The organism is Salmonella sp. SJTUF15570, assembly GCF_043357055.1.
GTDB classification, from domain to species: Bacteria; Pseudomonadota; Gammaproteobacteria; order Enterobacterales; family Enterobacteriaceae; genus Salmonella; species Salmonella enterica.
This window is the reverse complement of record NZ_JBEUKJ010000009.1, coordinates 51,203-67,178: the sequence shown is the minus strand read 5'-3', so window position 1 is coordinate 67,178 and position 15,976 is coordinate 51,203. Positions and strand designations below refer to the sequence as shown.

Annotated in this window: 15 protein-coding genes; 4 read left to right on the top strand and 11 right to left on the bottom strand. The window is 54.7% G+C overall.

Features of this window, described 5'->3' with window-relative positions; genetic code table 11:
* Window positions 1-24: 24 nt before the first annotated feature.
* Window positions 25-708, bottom strand: a complete 684-nt coding sequence (gene stiB / locus ABVN44_RS17710; RefSeq protein WP_001086408.1) for a fimbrial biogenesis chaperone StiB — start codon at window positions 706-708, stop codon at window positions 25-27.
* Between the two features lie 47 nt (window positions 709-755).
* Entirely contained in the window at window positions 756-1,295 is a 540-nt protein-coding gene (locus tag ABVN44_RS17705) for a fimbrial protein (protein WP_001821456.1), read from the bottom strand.
* 369 nt (window positions 1,296-1,664) lie between these two features.
* On the opposite strand from ABVN44_RS17705, the gene ABVN44_RS17700 reads away from it, so the two are divergent.
* A complete protein-coding gene (locus ABVN44_RS17700; RefSeq protein ID WP_000901958.1) occupies window positions 1,665-2,105 on the top strand; it encodes a PTS sugar transporter subunit IIA in 441 nt (146 codons plus the stop codon).
* Between the two features lie 61 nt (window positions 2,106-2,166).
* A complete protein-coding gene (locus tag ABVN44_RS17695; RefSeq protein WP_024148505.1) occupies window positions 2,167-3,396 on the top strand; it encodes a polysaccharide deacetylase family protein in 1,230 nt (409 codons plus the stop codon).
* Between the two features lie 6 nt (window positions 3,397-3,402).
* Here the strand turns inward: ABVN44_RS17695 and panD are convergent, their stop codons facing one another.
* The 9 genes from panD to thpR form a co-directional block, all read right to left on the bottom strand.
* Entirely contained in the window at window positions 3,403-3,783 is a 381-nt protein-coding gene (gene panD, locus ABVN44_RS17690; protein WP_000621526.1) for an aspartate 1-decarboxylase, read from the bottom strand.
* 94 nt (window positions 3,784-3,877) lie between these two features.
* Entirely contained in the window at window positions 3,878-4,732 is an 855-nt protein-coding gene (gene panC, locus ABVN44_RS17685) for a pantoate--beta-alanine ligase (protein ID WP_000905350.1), read from the bottom strand.
* A 125-nt stretch (window positions 4,733-4,857) separates the two neighbouring features.
* Window positions 4,858-5,649, bottom strand: coding sequence for a 3-methyl-2-oxobutanoate hydroxymethyltransferase (panB, locus tag ABVN44_RS17680; protein ID WP_000805489.1), 792 nt, complete (start codon window positions 5,647-5,649; stop codon window positions 4,858-4,860).
* Between the two features lie 120 nt (window positions 5,650-5,769).
* A complete protein-coding gene (gene folK / locus ABVN44_RS17675; protein ID WP_000150777.1) occupies window positions 5,770-6,249 on the bottom strand; it encodes a 2-amino-4-hydroxy-6-hydroxymethyldihydropteridine diphosphokinase in 480 nt (159 codons plus the stop codon).
* Entirely contained in the window at window positions 6,246-7,643 is a 1,398-nt protein-coding gene (gene pcnB, locus ABVN44_RS17670) for a polynucleotide adenylyltransferase PcnB (protein WP_204368846.1), read from the bottom strand. The genes folK and pcnB overlap by 4 nt, the downstream gene beginning before the upstream one ends.
* A 161-nt stretch (window positions 7,644-7,804) precedes the next feature.
* A complete protein-coding gene (gene gluQRS / locus ABVN44_RS17665; RefSeq protein WP_023232640.1) occupies window positions 7,805-8,701 on the bottom strand; it encodes a tRNA glutamyl-Q(34) synthetase GluQRS in 897 nt (298 codons plus the stop codon).
* A 68-nt stretch (window positions 8,702-8,769) separates the two neighbouring features.
* On the bottom strand, window positions 8,770-9,225 hold the full coding sequence (dksA, locus tag ABVN44_RS17660) for an RNA polymerase-binding protein DksA (RefSeq protein WP_001155232.1): 456 nt from the start codon (window positions 9,223-9,225) through the stop codon (window positions 8,770-8,772).
* Window positions 9,226-9,401: 176 nt separating this feature from the next.
* Entirely contained in the window at window positions 9,402-10,106 is a 705-nt protein-coding gene (gene sfsA, locus ABVN44_RS17655) for a DNA/RNA nuclease SfsA (protein WP_000899408.1), read from the bottom strand.
* Window positions 10,107-10,122: 16 nt separating this feature from the next.
* Window positions 10,123-10,653, bottom strand: a complete 531-nt coding sequence (gene thpR / locus ABVN44_RS17650) for an RNA 2',3'-cyclic phosphodiesterase (protein ID WP_023232641.1) — start codon at window positions 10,651-10,653, stop codon at window positions 10,123-10,125.
* Window positions 10,654-10,725: 72 nt separating this feature from the next.
* Between thpR and hrpB the strand changes: the two genes are divergently transcribed.
* Together hrpB and mrcB are read left to right on the top strand one after the other, a co-directional pair.
* Window positions 10,726-13,155: an ATP-dependent helicase HrpB gene (gene hrpB / locus ABVN44_RS17645; RefSeq protein ID WP_023232642.1), complete on the top strand. Its 2,430-nt coding sequence runs from the start codon at window positions 10,726-10,728 to the stop codon at window positions 13,153-13,155.
* Window positions 13,156-13,294: 139 nt separating this feature from the next.
* On the top strand, window positions 13,295-15,817 hold the full coding sequence (gene mrcB, locus ABVN44_RS17640; protein ID WP_000918127.1) for a bifunctional glycosyl transferase/transpeptidase: 2,523 nt from the start codon (window positions 13,295-13,297) through the stop codon (window positions 15,815-15,817).
* Window positions 15,818-15,976 lie beyond the last annotated feature (159 nt).

Genomic DNA, 15,976 nt, shown 5'->3' with positions numbered 1-15,976 from the left:
GCACTCTCATCCCTGTCACTCTTCTCAAGGCGTTTGTTTATGTTCGGGGCCAGTACCGCCAAAATCGTTGATGATAGACCAGACAATTGGGCCGCTGGCGGCGGCAGGCAGCGTGTACTGCGCGTTGCCGAAAGGCGCCACATAGCGCGGGGCTTTCACTTTTTGACTGCCAACGGAAAGGGTGGCGAAGTTCATATAATAGGGCGTGGGGTTCTTCACGGTGAGTGTGCGACCCTGACGCGACCACGTTAACCGATCGGCAACTTCTTCTGGTTTTTGGGTTAACGCTTTTGGCCGGTAAATCAGCTTAAATTCCGCTTTAACGGCCAGCATGAGTGTGTTGTGTTTATTGTCCGGATTGCTGCTGGGAATCGATTTAATATCCAGCCAGTACAGCGACTCGCGATCTTCCGGCAAATTGCCGCCGGTACGGATAATTCGTAGTACGTTCTTTTGCCCGCCATTAAGGCGAAAAAGCGGCGGGGTGACCATAAACGGCGCATCGCCGCTCGCCCCGGTTTCGCTGATCGATTGCGCCCAGGACTGAATTAAATAGGGAACGTTGTCGCTATTGCTTATCGATATGGACGCATCTTTGGCATCGCCGTGAAAAATAACCCGCGTTGTGCCGATGTTTATCCCTGCGGCATGCGCCAGCGAACCGCACAACAGGCAACAAAGCAACCCTGCTTTAGCCAATGAATTCATTGATGACCTCAATAAACAAAGGGGCCAGCCGACGCTGGCCGCCAGGATCAGTTATATTGCAGATAGAATGTTGCGGTTGCATCGACCGTTCCCGACTTAACGGGAACCGCGGTGGAGATATAGCGGGCGGTGAAAGGCATTGAGAGTGACGTCACCCCCTCTGCTGTAGGGAGGTTGACTGGGGCAGACCATGCCTGAAGATCGTTAAAGGTCATAGTGGTGCCAGCGTTATCAAGAATCTGCACGCCAATATTCTCAGCATCAGCGTCATTTTTCAGGATGGTCGCATCGGTTCCGTCGAGCGTACCTTCAAAGCGCGCCTGTACACTGCTGTAGATGTTTGCGTCGCAGTTTTCGAGTTCGATGGTGAAGTCTTTATCCCCTGCCGTCTGCCCTGCGGCAGTGAAAAGAGAGGCAAATTCGTCCTGTAATGTCACATCTATTGAATCCGTTGTTACCGTACAGGCGTTTTGCTTAATGAGGCCGGTGATATGTACGGTGCCGTCTTTGGCGGTGTCTGCCAGCGCGGCGGGGGAGAGGGTGATGGCAGCCAGTGCCACAGTGAGTGTTTTTAAGGTGAGTTTCATTATCTTTGATCCTTTAAGATATTATAAATATTGACATAGTAACAATATCTATAGTGTGGGAAGTTATTGTTCTTTTTATTGCCGAATGAGTAAATATAATGTCCGATGATTTTGGCGGCGCGAAGAAAAATTCAGAATACATAAATATGAAATATCTATAATATATATTTAATCAATTATTTTGGTGAGTGTTTGTTTAATTGAATCGCCGTGATTACCCTTTAATGGGCCAGATTCTATGAAGGCTGCTAACAATTTTAAAAATAATGCAAAATTTTTTGAATAAAAAATGATCGTGGTCATAGTGTGTTGTCGGCCAAAAAAACATGCTGACATCATGCAGGATTGGAGCTCAATGGAGGAGAAGTTATGCTGGGATGGGTCATTTCCTGTCATGACGATCGGGCGCAGGAAATGCTCGAAGGTCTTGAAAAGAAGTATGGGCCATTGGCGCAGTGTCGGGCGGTCAATTTCTGGCGTGGGCTAAGCGTAAATATGCTCAGCCGCATGATGTGTGACGCCCTCCATGCCACCGACTCCGGTGAAGGCGTGATATTTTTAACCGACATTTCCGGCGCGGCGCCTTATCGTGTCGCGTCGCTGATGAGCCATAAACATTCTCAATGTGAAGTTATTTCAGGTGTCAGCTATTCATTGATGGAAGAAATGATTCCCTGGCGAGAGTCAATGAGCAGTTCAGCATTTCGCGACCAGATTGTCGCGCTTGGCGCGCCGGATGTCACCAGTCTCTGGCATCAGCAGCAGAAAAATCCACCTTTTGTATTGCTGCATGATTCGTATGAGTTTTGATCAATACCATTGACGACGCTTTTGCTACAATGACGGCGTTTTTTCGCCTCGGTTATGATATATGGTTATGCGCGTTGTTCTTATCTTGCTGTTCTTTTTCGCCGGTAATGTGTTGGCTGCCTTGCCCGCTCGTTATATGCAAACGACGAAAGATGCCGCCATCTGGTCGCAGATTGGCGACAAAATGGTGACCGTAGGGAATATCCGCGCCGGACAAATTCTTTCCGTAACGCCTGTTGCGGCTGATTATTATGCCTTTAAATTCGGCTTCGGTGTGGGCTTTATCGATAAAGGCCATCTGGAATCCGTGCAGGGAAAACAAAAAGTGGAAGATGGCCTGGGCGATCTTAACAAGCCGCTCAGCAATCAGAATCTGGTGACCTGGAAGGACACGCCGGTGTATAACGCGCCGGACATCAGTAGCGCCCCGTTTGGCGTATTGGTGGATAATTTGCGTTACCCCATTATTAGCAAGCTGAAAGGCCGGCTACATCAAACCTGGTATCAGATCCGTATTGGCGACAGGCTGGTTTATGTCAGCGCCATGGATGCGCAGGAAGACAACGGCATTCCGATTTTGACCTATCATCACATCTTACGTGATGAAGAGAATACTCGTTTTCGCCATACGTCCACCACGACTTCGGTTCGGGCATTCAGCAACCAAATGACCTGGCTTCGCGATCGCGGCTATGCCACGTTGACGATGTACCAACTGGAGGATTACATCCATAACCGCGCCAATTTCCCGGCGCGCGCGGTGGTTATCACCTTTGACGATGGCCTTAAATCGGTGAGTCGCTATGCGTATCCGGTATTAAAGCAGTACGCTATGAAAGCGACGGCATTTATTATCTCATCGCGTATTAAGCGCCATCCGCAAACATGGAATCCCAGGTCGCTGCAATTTATGAGCGTGTCCGAATTGCGCAAGATAAGCGATGTTTTTGATTTTCAGTCGCATACCCATTTTTTACACCGGGTAGACGGGCACCGTCGCCCGATTTTATATAGTCGCAGCTACCATAATATTCTGTTTGATTTTGAACGCTCGCGGCGGGCGCTCGCACAGTTTACTCCGCACGTATTTTATCTTTCTTATCCCTTTGGCGGTTATAACGCGACCGCGATCAAAGCAGCAAAAGACGCCGGTTTCCATCTGGCGGTCACTACGGTGAGAGGGAAGGTGAAGCCGGGGGATAATCCGATGCTGCTCAAAAGGCTGTATATTCTGCGCACGGATTCGCTGGAAACCATGTCGCGGCTGATCAGCAACCAGCCGCAGGGATAAGGACTATCAGGCAACCTGTACCGGAATAGCTTTCGCGGTGCGCTTCATTTCGTTGTCGCCTTCAAAATAGGCCACTTTCGGACGCCATGTACGCGCTTCTTCATCAGACATGGTGACGAAGCTGGCGATAATCACAATGTCGCCAACTTCAGCGCAGTGCGCCGCCGCACCGTTCACCGAGATGATTCTGGAGCCGCGTTCAGCCGCAATCGCATAGGTTGAGAAACGTTTCCCATTGGTCACGTTCCAGATATCAATCGCTTCGTTTTCCAGAATACCGGAGGCATCAAGGAAATCCTGGTCAATGGCACAGGAACCTTCGTAGTGCAGGTCCGCCTGCGTGACTTTTACGCGGTGGAGCTTGCCTTGCAGCATGGTGCGAATCATAACTTCTTTACCCTGTCGTTTACCTTGACTAAGCAGGCGCTTGTGGCCTGCTTTGGAAATTCTCAGGCAGTATTGCCCGATTTTTAACCCCTGTCTACTGGGCTAATGTAACGCTTTGATTATCGATCAGACGCGCCTGACCCAGCCAGGCGGCGGCCAGAATCACTGCGCGTTTGCTGGTTTCCGTCAGCTCCTGCAGCGTGTCGGCATCACGGATTTGAATGTCGTCGGCACGGAAGCCTTTTTCATTCAGTTCCTGTTCGGCAATGGCAATAATCTCTTGCAGCTCACGATTACCCGCGATCAGTTTTTCAGCGATGCTATTCATCACGTTGTGTAGACCCGGCGCAATTTTGCGCTGCTCTGCGGTCAGATAACTGTTACGTGAGCTGAGCGCCAGACCGTCTTTGGCGCGAATAATCGGCACGCCGACGATCTCAATGTCATAACTCATATCCGCCACCATTTTGCGGATCAGCGCCAGTTGCTGGAAATCCTTCTCGCCAAAGCAGGCGATATCCGGCTGGATCAGGTTGAACAGCTTGCTGACGATAGTCGAGACGCCGCGGAAGTGGCCCGGACGGCTGGCGCCTTCCAGCATGGTAGAGAGGCCGGGAACATCAACGTACGTCTGGCCTTCCAGCCCCTGCGGGTAGATTTCCTCAACGGCTGGCGCAAAGACATAATCGACTTTGCGTTTGTTCAGCTTTTCACAATCTTCCTGCAGCGTGCGCGGATAACGCACCAGATCGTCCGGCCGGTCAAACTGCATCGGGTTGACGAAAATGCTGACGATCACCACATCAGCCCGGGCTTTTGCCTCATCGACCAGCTTCATATGGCCGTCGTGCAGGTTGCCCATGGTGGGAACCAGTGCGACGCGTTTACCTTCCTGACGCAGACGACGAATATGCTGGCGCAGCAGCGGCAGGGTTTCAATGATTAGCACAACAAAACTCCTTGAGTTGCTTGATGATCCTGCCCGATGGCGCTGCGCTTATCAGGCCTACATCCGTTGAGGATCTGTAGGCCGGATAAGACGCGTCGCGTCGCCATCCGGCACGGTCAGAAAAATTAGTGAAAGCTGTGTTCTTCGCCCGGATAAACGCCGGACTCCACTTCAGCCATATACTGCCGTACGGCGGCGCGCATGTCGCCCGCCTCGGCAAGGAAATTTTTCGCGAATTTGGGAATATGGCCGCCGGTGATGCCAAACGCATCGTGCATCACCAGGATCTGACCGTCGGTGACGTTGCCCGCGCCGATGCCGATCACCGGAATCGACAGCGCTTCCGTGACGCGCTTCGCCAGCTCAACCGGCACGCACTCCAGCACCAGCAGTTGAGCGCCAGCGGCTTCTAAAGCCAGCGCGTCATCCAGCAGCACTTGCCCTGCATCTCCGCGGCCCTGAATTTTATAGCCGCCGAAGATATTCACCGACTGTGGCGTTAGCCCCAGATGACCACAAACCGGCACGGCGCGTTCGGTGAGCATTTTCACCGTATCAACCAGCCAGGCGCCGCCTTCAATTTTGACCATATTGGCCCCCGCACGCATCACGATAGCCGCGTTTTCACATGCCTGTTCCGGGGTGGCGTAAGCCATAAACGGCAGGTCGGAGAGCAATAGACAGTTGGGCGCGCCACGTCGCACGGCACGAGTGTGGTAAGCGATATCTTCCACGGTGACCGGCAGAGTGGAGTCATGCCCCTGAATCGTCATGCCCAGCGAGTCGCCAACCAGCATCACATTGATACCTTCGTCGGCAAATAACTTAGCGAAGCTGTAGTCGTAGGCGGTAATTGTCGCGAAGCGTTTTTTCTCTTGCTTGCATTTCTGCAGCAGTGAAATAGTGGTGGGTTTCATAACGTTTCCTGATGGTAAAAGTTATATTTCCCGGCATTCTAACAGTCATATTCAGGGGGGCAATTGATTTAAGCAATCGTTTGGCGCTAAAGCAATAAACGCTAAAGGGGAGGCGATGTTTTACCAGTGGGCGGGTTTTGCAGCACCAAGATGGGTGAGATGCTGATGCAGGCTGATACCATCCGGAAAGATCAGATCAGGAGCGATTTCGAATAACGGCCACAGCATAAAACCGCGGTTTTTCATGTCGTAGTGCGGTACGGTCAGACGGTCGGTGTTAATGACTTCATCGCCAAACAGCATAATGTCGAGGTCCAGCGTGCGCGGCCCCCAGCGTTCGGCTTTGCGCACCCGGCCCTGTTGCAGCTCAATGCGCTGGGTATGGTTAAGCAATTCTTCGGGGGCGAGGGCGGTATCCAGCGCCACCGCGGCGTTCAGGTAATCGGGCTGATCCTGTGGGCCAAGCGGCGGCGTGCGGTAAAACGAAGACACCGTGACGATACGGCTATCGGGAATGTCGGCGATAGCCTTCAGGGCGGCATTGACCTGCTCCAGCGGAGAGGCCAGATTACTGCCAAGCGCGATATACGCGATCGTCATACGGAGCCCTCGCGGCGCGGCGCGCGTTTGCGCGGACGTGAACGGCGGCGGCGTGGAGCAGGATCGTCGTCCAGCTCGTTGAGCATCCCTTTTTGTTCCGGCGGCGCGGAAGCCTGAAACTCGGCCCACCACTGCGCCAGACGTTGCAGTTCAGTATTATTTTCCACCTGAGCGCGCAGCTCCAGTAAATCAAACGCGGCGCGGAATTTGGGATGTTCCATCAGTTTCCAGGCGCGTTTGCCCTGGCGTCGCGACATCCGTAACTGAAGCTGCCAAATATCACGGGTAAGCGTGGTCAGACGTTTCGGGATCGCCAGTGAACGGCAGGCCTCATCCAGCACATCATTCATGGCCAGCGCGAAAGCGTCGTAATAGGCCAGACCGCTCTCCTGAGCGATTTTTTGCGCCATCTCCAGCAGCGGATACCAGAACATGGCGGCAAACAAAAATGCCGGATTAACGCGCATCTCGTTACGGATGCGGTTATCCGTATTCTTCAACACCTGCGCAATGATGCGTTCCATTGCGCTGTCGCCGTTTTCGGTGAAATAACGCGTAATGGTAGGAAACAACGGCTGGAAGAGGTTGTATTCCCGCAGTTGTTGATAGGTTTCAAAACCGTTCCCCGCCTGCAACAGCTTCAGCGACTCTTCGAACAGGCGCGCGGGAGGAATGTCGTTTAGCAAGGTTGCCAGACGCGGGATTGGCTCAGCCGTTTCAGGGCTGATACGCATATTGAGCTTCGCAGCGAAACGCACGGCGCGCAGCATTCGAACCGGATCTTCGCGGTAGCGCGTTTCCGGATTGCCGATCAGGCGAATCACGCCTTCTTGCAGATCCTGCATCCCGCCGACGTAATCGCGCACGGTAAAATCCGCTACGCTGTAGTAAAGGCTGTTGATGGTGAAATCGCGGCGCTGGGCATCTTCTTCGATAGAACCGAAGATGTTGTCGCGCAGCAGCATACCGTTTTGCCCACGCTGGGAGGTCGTACGGTCGCTTTCACTGCCTTCATGATGACCACGAAACGTTGCCACTTCGATAATTTCCGGGCCAAACATCACGTGAGCCAGGCGGAAACGACGCCCCACCAGACGGCAATTGCGGAATAATTTCCGTACCTGATCCGGTGTTGCGTTGGTGGTCACGTCGAAATCCTTCGGCTTTTTGCCGAGCAGGAGATCGCGGACGCCGCCGCCGACCAGGTAGGCTTCATAGCCCGCTTTGTTCAGCCTGTACAGTACCTTGAGGGCATTTTCACTGATATCTTTGCGGGAGATAGCGTGCTGTTCACGCGGGATAATCGTCATATGTGGACGGGCGACGGCTTGTTCTGCCTCGCTCTCCTCGCGGCTTAACACCTTACGGCAAAAATTAGCGACTCGGGTAAAAATAGCGCACCTCGGTAGTGTCATACATTAATAAGATCAACTTACTCTATGTCTTTCGCATTACGGCAGACGGGCGTAAGAGAGCAACGCGACCTGGGCTGTAAGCATCATTAACGCCGCAGCAATGCGAAAGACGATGAGCAAAAATAGCGGCTAATCATAGCTCAGCGAGACGCATTTGAGAATGCCGGATTTACATTAGCCGATGTGGGTACGGCTGTAAGCCTCCAGTGCGTCACCGCAAAGCGCAGCAACTCCTCAACAGACATCTCCTGCCACGCTACGACGTCGCGTTGGCCTAAAAAGCGCAATGCCTGGACCAGTACCGGGCGCGGATCGCCTGTCGCAAGCGCAGGGGCATGATTTTGCTTGGAAAGTTTAGCGCCTTGTTCGTTGAGCGCCAGCGGAAGGTGCACGTAACCAGGCGCACGCCAGCCAAACTGTTTATACAGAGAAAGTTGTCGGACAGTGGGTTCGATTAAATCTGCGCCGCGGACGATCTCCGTCACCCCCTGAAAATGATCGTCGACCACCACGGCCAGATTATAAGCAAACAGTCCGTCGCGGCGGTGGATAATAAAATCTTCGCTCGCCAGCTGTGGGTCAGCCTGGATGTCGCCGCGCAAGGCATCATGGAAACGCATCACCGGATGCTGCTGTTTAATTCTGACGGCGGCATTCTCCGGCCTGTGGCATAACGTCCGGCAATGGCCGTCGTAAATACCGCCCAGACGCTGAATGCGCGAGCGGGGGCAAGTGCAGTAGTAGCTCAGTCCCTGCTCATGAAGCCAGGCCAGCGCCTCGCGATAAGCCTCATGACGCTGTGATTGCCATAAGACCTCGCCATCCCAGTGCAGGCCGTAATGTTCCAGCTGGCGCAGAATGGTCGCTGCGGCACCGGGAACTTCACGTGGGGGGTCGATATCCTCTATGCGAACGCGCCAAATTCCGCGTTGCGCACGGGCTTGTAGATAGCTGCCGAGGGCGGCGATTAACGAGCCGAAATGCAGTTCGCCGGATGGCGACGGCGCGAAACGGCCAATATAGTGTGAGTCAGTCATGCTGCGGGCAATAAAGAATAAGGCGGGAAAACTCCCGCCTGTCATAAATAGGGTAGAAACGAACGGGATTAACCCGCCATCTGTTTTTCGCGAATTTCAGCCAGCGTTTTGCAGTCGATGCACAGATCGGCTGTTGGACGCGCTTCCAGGCGGCGGATACCAATCTCCACCCCGCAGGACTCGCAATAACCGAAGTCTTCATCTTCCACTTTCTTCAGCGTCTTCTCGATCTTTTTGATCAGTTTGCGCTCACGGTCACGATTACGTAACTCCAGGCTAAACTCCTCTTCCTGCGCGGCGCGATCGACCGGATCGGGGAAGTTGGCGGCTTCGTCCTGCATGTGCGTCACAGTGCGATCGACTTCATCCCGGAGTTGATTACGCCATGCTTCAAGAATACGCTTGAAGTGCGATAGCTGGGCTTCGTTCATATACTCTTCGCCCGGTTTCTCCTGGTACGGCTCCACCCCAGCGATGGCGAGAATACTCAGGGACGATGTTTTACGGTTTTGCCCTTCTTGCATGTTGCTTCTCCTTAACACGCACTATCGATCCCCATGTTCGGGGGAAAATCAGGTCGCTATAAATAGCAGATGCTTTTCCGGATAGCAATTATCTAAACGTAACACTTGACAACCCTGTGAGGAAAAGCGTATTTACGCACGCGGCCAGAATACTTAATAATCAGGCTGTTATTCCACTACAACGTTATGGGTACTGGTTCGTTCAGTTCCATTTTTTGGGCTGAAAGTTCTGCTTTATAAGCTAAAACTTCCACGCCTTTATTCTGAGCCTCGCTCAATAGCTGCGCGTATTTTATATCGATATGACGTGCGGGTGAAAAACGTGTAATGGCGGAGTGCAGCACCGCGAACACCACCACCGCGCGATGACCTGCCGCCGCAACGCCCATCAACTCCCGAAGATGTTTTTGCCCTCGTTCGGTGATGGCGTCGGGAAAATAACCGTTTTCTTTTTCCGCTAACGTGACCGATTTCACTTCAATATAGCAGTCCGGGCGGAAATCTGCCTGTAACATAAAATCTATACGGCTGCGCTCGGCGCCATATTTGACTTCACTTTTCAGAATATTGTACCCCGCCAGCGCCGGCAGGCGATTCTCCTGAATCGCTTCTTTCGTTAGCTGGTTCGCCCGCAGCGTATTCACGCAAATGAATGCGCCGAATTGCGTTTCAGTCAATTCCCAGGTATGCGGATATTTGCGTTTAGTATTTTCTGATGTCGAATACCAGACGGTATCGCCAGGCGTGGCGCAGCCGGTCATCGCGCCGGTATTAGGACAGTGCAGCGTAAGCGTTGTACCGTCAGGGGTGATCACATCGGCTAAAAAACGTTTATAGCGCTGAATCAGCGTAGCGCGTTGTAAAGGGGGTGAGAATAGCATCGACATTCCTTCATTATTATTCGCCCAGCGTCCAGCGCTGCAGCTCGGCATAGCGGGTACGGCCTTGCCCATACGAAGAGGCGTAAAGCGCAAACGACGTGACCGGAAATGACCAGCAAAAGCCCGGCGGCGGGATAGCCACCGCATGGCTGGCGTCGCGCAGCAGCGTAATATGCGGGTTAAAAGGCTGCGGGCTTTGATAACAACCGCTGCGGGCGGCCTGCGCGCGCAGCATATTAGCCAACTGCAACAACCCGCGCGGCGGCTGGCGCATCCCCAGCCACACCACGCGCGAACGCAGCCACTGACCGGCGTCATCCAGATGTAGCGTAAAGCCCGGCTGGCGAATTCGTCCGGCCAGTTGCGCAAGCGCGCGCTGCTTATCGTTACTGACGTCGCCTAAAAAGGCCAGCGTCAGGTGCAGGTTCGCCGCTGCCACGGGGCGTCCGTCTTCAGACGCAAAATGGGCGGCGCGCCAGGCGATAATTTGCGCGCGCGCGTCGTCGGGTAAGTCAATCGCAAAAAACAGCCGTTTTGGCTCAGACATAGGGATACTCGGTTATGGATTAACACGATGCTACAATGCGGCGCAAAGAAAGTTAACCCCGTGGAGCCGTTTGTGACGTCATTGCCCGTTGCCGCCGTATTGCCTGAATTGTTGACAGCCCTAAAAACCGCGCCGCAGGTTTTGTTGTCCGCGCCTACCGGGGCGGGGAAATCCACCTGGCTGCCGTTGCAACTCCTGCAACAGGGGCCGGTTGCTGGAAAAATTCTCCTGCTTGAACCGCGTCGTCTGGCGGCGCGTAATGTCTCCCAGCGTCTGGCGGAAGCGTTGAATGAAAAGCCTGGCGAAACGGTAGGTTACCGGATGCGCGCGCAAAGCTGCGTGGGGCCGCGTACCCGGCTGGAAGTGGTGACCGAAGGCGTATTGACCAGAATGATTCAGCGCGATCCCGAATTACGCGGCGTGGGGCTGGTGATACTGGATGAATTTCATGAGCGCAGTTTACAGGCGGATTTAGCGTTGGCGCTGTTGCTGGATATCCAGCAAGGGCTCCGTGACGATCTCAGGCTGTTAATTATGTCTGCGACGCTGGATAACGACAGGCTTTGTCAGCGACTGCCTGATGCGCCGACGATCGTCTCGGAGGGGCGAGCGTTTCCCGTGGAGCGACGTTATCAGCCGCTCGCGGCGCATTTGCGTTTTGATGAAGCCGTCGCGATGGCGACAGCGGAACTGCTGCGCAATGAAAACGGTTCGCTGCTGCTATTTTTACCCGGTGTAGGCGAAATACAGCGCGTTCATGAACATCTGGCGTCGCGGGTAGGCAGCGATGTCCTGCTTTGTCCGCTGTATGGCGCATTGTCACTGGAGGCGCAACGCAAAGCGATTGTTCCCGCCCCCGCCGGGATGCGTAAAGTAGTGTTGGCGACTAACATTGCCGAAACCAGTTTGACGATTGAAGGGATTCGTCTGGTCGTCGATAGCGCTCAGGAGCGCGTGGCGCGATTCGACGCGCGAACGGGACTGACGCGGCTGGTTACGCAGCGTATCAGTCAGGCGTCAATGACGCAGCGCGCGGGGCGCGCCGGACGACTGGCGCCGGGAATCTGTTTACATCTGCTGGCCAAAGAACAGGCGGAGCGGGCGGCGGCGCAAAGCGATCCGGAAATCTTACACAGCGACCTCTCCGGTTTGTTGATGGAAGTGTTGCAGTGGGGATGTCACGATCCGGCATCGCTTTTCTGGCTGGACAGGCCGCCGGAGGTGAATCTTCAGGCCGCCCGCCGTTTATTATTGATGTTAGGCGCGCTGGAGGGCGAGCGGTTAAGCGCGCGGGGGCAAAAAATGGCGGCAATGGGTAACGATCCGCGCCTGGCGGCGATGTTAGTCAACGCCGACGAGGGCGATAGCGCCGCTACCGCCGCCATGCTCGCGGCCATCCTTGAGGACCCGCCGCGCGGCGGCGGTACGGATTTAAGCGTGCTATTTTCGCGGCGACAGCCGGGCTGGCAGCAGCGTAGCCAGCAGCTTTTAAAACGGCTGCAGGTGCGTAATGGCGAGCCGGATAGCGCGCTTATTATGCCGCTGTTGGCCAGAGCATTTAGCGACCGCATCGCGCGGCGTCGTGGTCAGGAAGGGCGCTATCAGTTAGCCAATGGTATGGGCGCGATGTTAGATGCGGATGACGCGTTGGGACGTCATGAATGGCTGATCGCGCCGCTGTTGCTGCAAGGTAGCGCCTCGCCGGACGCCCGAATATTGTTGGCGCAGCCGCTGGATATCGCCTCGCTGATTCAGGCGTGTCCTGATTTACTGCGCCAGTCTGACACGGTTGAATGGGACGAAGCGCAGGGAACGTTGAAAGCGTGGCGCAGAATGCGTATTGGACAGTTGACGGTTAGTGTTCAGCCACTGGCGAAACCGTCTGAAGAGGAGCTTCATCAGGCGATGCTGAACGGCATCCGCGATAGAGGTCTGTCCGTCCTTAACTGGACGCCGGAAGCGGAGCAGTTCCGTCTGCGTCTACACTGTGCGGCGAAATGGCTGCCGGAATATGACTGGCCTGCCGTGGATGAGGCGTCGCTGCTGGCGACTCTGGAAAACTGGTTGCTGCCGCACATGACAGGCGTACAGTCGTTACGGAGTCTGAAATCTCTGAATGTGACTCAGGCGTTACGGGGACTGCTTGACTATGCCATGCTGCAACGTCTGGATAGTGAACTGCCTGGGCATTACACTGTGCCGACGGGAAGCCGAATAACGATTCGTTATCATGAAGATAACCCGCCCGCTCTGGCGGTCAGAATGCAGGAAATGTTTGGCGAAGCGAAGACCCCAACCATCGCTCAGGGCCGCGTGCCGCTGGTGCTGGAACTGCTTTCGCCTGCGCAGCGACCGCTACAGATTACACGCGATTTAAGCGCTTTCTGGCAGGGGGCGTATCGCGAAGTGCAAAAAGAGATGAAGGGCCGTTACCCCAAACATGTCTGGCCGGACGATCCGGCGAATACGGCCCCAACGCGGCGCACGAAGAAGTATTCGTGACGTGTTATACGTTGCCTCCAGGCCGGATAAGGCGTTAATCGCCATCCGGCAAAGGGTAAATTGAGAGATTTCTTCTTCTGTCGTCTGGCGGAAGAATAGAGAATCGGGCCTTTGCGCCTGTATGTTGCGGAGAAAAAGCATGGCGGGGAATGACCGCGAGCCGATTGGACGTAAGGGGAAACCGTCACGTCCTGTGAAACAAAAGGTGAGCCGTCGTCGGCAGCATGACGACGATTATGATGATGACTATGAGGATGAAGAACCGATGCCGCGTAAAGGTAAGGGCAAAGGGCGTAAGCCTCGTGGCAAGCGCGGCTGGCTGTGGCTATTGCTAAAACTGTTTATCGTTTTTGTGGTGCTGTTCGCCATTTACGGCGTCTATCTGGATCAAAAAATCCGCAGCCGTATTGATGGCAAGGTCTGGCAGCTTCCGGCGGCGGTATATGGCCGGATGGTGAACCTTGAGCCAGACATGCCTGTCAGCAAAAACGAGATGGTGAAATTGCTGGAAGCGACGCAGTATCGTCTGGTGACGAAGATGACCCGTCCCGGCGAATTTACCGTGCAGGCCAATAGCATTGAGATGATCCGTCGTCCGTTTGACTTCCCGGACAGCAAAGAAGGGCAGGTGCGCGCGCGGCTGACGTTCAGTGACGGGCGTCTGGAAACCATCGTCAATCTGGATAACAACCGCCAGTTTGGCTTCTTCCGCCTCGATCCGCGGCTTATCACCATGCTTTCTTCGCCAAATGGCGAGCAGCGTTTATTCGTCCCGCGCAGCGGTTTCCCGGATCTGCTGGTCGATACGCTGTTGGCGACGGAAGACCGTCATTTCTATGAGCATGATGGCATTAGTCTTTACTCTATCGGGCGTGCGGTACTGGCCAACCTGACGGCGGGACGCACGGTGCAAGGGGCCAGTACGCTGACCCAGCAGCTGGTGAAGAACCTGTTCCTCTCCAGCGAAAGATCATACTGGCGTAAAGCGAATGAAGCCTACATGGCGCTGATCATGGATGCCCGTTACAGTAAAGATCGTATTCTTGAGCTGTACATGAACGAGGTCTACCTCGGTCAAAGCGGGGATAATGAAATTCGCGGTTTTCCGCTGGCGAGCCTGTATTACTTTGGTCGTCCGGTAGAGGAACTGAGCCTCGATCAGCAGGCGTTACTGGTGGGGATGGTAAAAGGGGCGTCGATTTATAACCCGTGGCGCAACCCGAAACTGGCGCTGGAGCGTCGTAACCTGGTGCTACGCCTGTTACAGCAGCAGAAAATCATCGATCAGGAACTCTATGACATGCTGAGCGCGCGTCCGCTTGGCGTACAGCCGCGCGGCGGCGTTATTTCACCGCAGCCAGCGTTTATGCAGATGGTTCGTCAGGAACTGCAGGCGAAGCTGGGGGATAAAATTAAAGATCTCTCCGGCGTGAAGATCTTCACCACCTTTGACTCCGTGGCGCAGGATGCCGCAGAAAAAGCCGTTGTCGAAGGCATTCCGGCGTTGAAGAAGCAGCGTAAATTGAGCGATCTGGAAACCGCGATGGTGGTGGTGGATCGCTTTAGTGGCGAGGTGCGCGCGATGGTTGGCGGGGCGGAGCCGCAGTATGCCGGCTATAACCGTGCCATGCAGGCGCGCCGTTCCATCGGGTCGCTGGCGAAACCGGCGACCTATCTGACCGCGTTAAGTCAGCCGAACTTATACCGTCTGAACACCTGGATTGCCGATGCGCCGATTTCTCTGCGCCAGCCGAATGGTCAGGTCTGGTCGCCGCAGAACGACGATCGTCGCTACAGCGAAAGCGGGAAAGTGATGCTGGTGGATGCGTTAACTCGCTCAATGAACGTACCGACGGTCAATCTGGGGATGGCGTTAGGTTTACCGGCGGTAACCGATACCTGGACGAAGCTCGGCGTGCCGAAAGATCAGCTCAATCCGGTTCCGGCGATGCTGTTAGGGGCGCTGAACCTGACGCCGATCGAAGTGGCGCAAGCGTTCCAGACTATCGCCAGCGGTGGAAATCGCGCGCCGTTATCAGCGCTGCGTTCGGTTATTGCGGAAGATGGTAAGGTGCTGTACCAAAGTTATCCGCAAGCTGAACGCGCCGTACCGGCACAGGCGGCTTACCTGACGCTCTGGACAATGCAGCAGGTCGTCCAGCGTGGTACGGGGCGTCAGCTTGGCGCGAAATATCCGGGTCTGCATCTGGCCGGTAAAACCGGGACGACAAACAACAATGTCGATACCTGGTTTGCCGGTATCGACGGCAGCCAGGTGACTATCACCTGGGTAGGCCGTGATAACAACCAGCCGACGAAATTGTACGGCGCCAGCGGCGCGATGGCGATTTACCAGCGCTATCTGGCGAACCAGACGCCGACGCCTTTAGTTCTGACGCCGCCGGAAGATGTGGTGGATATGGGCGTTGATTACGACGGTAATTTTGTCTGTAGCGGCGGTATGCGCACTCTGCCGGTCTGGACGGACGATCCAAATACGCTGTGCCAGCAGGGCGAGATGATGCAGCAGCAACAGCAGCCGTCAGGCAATCCGTTCGATCAGTCGTCTCAGCCGCAGCAGCCTGCGCAGCAACAGCCGCCGAAAGAAGAGAAGAGCGACGGCGTTGCCGGCTGGATTAAGGAGATGTTCGGCGGCAATTAATCACGGTAATAGTACCGGGTGGCGCTGTGCTTACCCGGTCTACACCGTTACGACCCCATTATGTGCGACGTAGGCCGAATAAGGCGCTTACGTCGCCATCCGGCAAATCCCCTATAAATAACATTTCAGTCTAATTTATTAACCCTTCCTTTTCATCTG

Bases quoted from the DNA above. Each gene is read 5' to 3' on its own strand.
- panD (WP_000621526.1), bottom strand. From the start codon at position 3,783: ATGATTCGCACCATGCTGCAAGGCAAGCTCCACCGCGTAAAAGTCACG.
- dksA (WP_001155232.1), bottom strand. From the start codon at position 9,225: ATGCAAGAAGGGCAAAACCGTAAAACATCGTCCCTGAGTATTCTCGCC.
- ABVN44_RS17695 (WP_024148505.1), top strand. From the start codon at position 2,167: ATGGTTATGCGCGTTGTTCTTATCTTGCTGTTCTTTTTCGCCGGTAAT.
- sfsA (WP_000899408.1), bottom strand. From the start codon at position 10,106: ATGCTATTCTCACCCCCTTTACAACGCGCTACGCTGATTCAGCGCTAT.
- panB (WP_000805489.1), bottom strand. From the start codon at position 5,649: ATGAAACCCACCACTATTTCACTGCTGCAGAAATGCAAGCAAGAGAAA.
- ABVN44_RS17705 (WP_001821456.1), bottom strand. From the start codon at position 1,295: ATGAAACTCACCTTAAAAACACTCACTGTGGCACTGGCTGCCATCACC.
- thpR (WP_023232641.1), bottom strand. From the start codon at position 10,653: ATGTCTGAGCCAAAACGGCTGTTTTTTGCGATTGACTTACCCGACGAC.
- gluQRS (WP_023232640.1), bottom strand. From the start codon at position 8,701: ATGACTGACTCACACTATATTGGCCGTTTCGCGCCGTCGCCATCCGGC.
- stiB (WP_001086408.1), bottom strand. From the start codon at position 708: ATGAATTCATTGGCTAAAGCAGGGTTGCTTTGTTGCCTGTTGTGCGGT.
- folK (WP_000150777.1), bottom strand. From the start codon at position 6,249: ATGACGATCGCGTATATCGCGCTTGGCAGTAATCTGGCCTCTCCGCTG.
- mrcB (WP_000918127.1), top strand. From the start codon at position 13,295: ATGGCGGGGAATGACCGCGAGCCGATTGGACGTAAGGGGAAACCGTCA.
- ABVN44_RS17700 (WP_000901958.1), top strand. From the start codon at position 1,665: ATGCTGGGATGGGTCATTTCCTGTCATGACGATCGGGCGCAGGAAATG.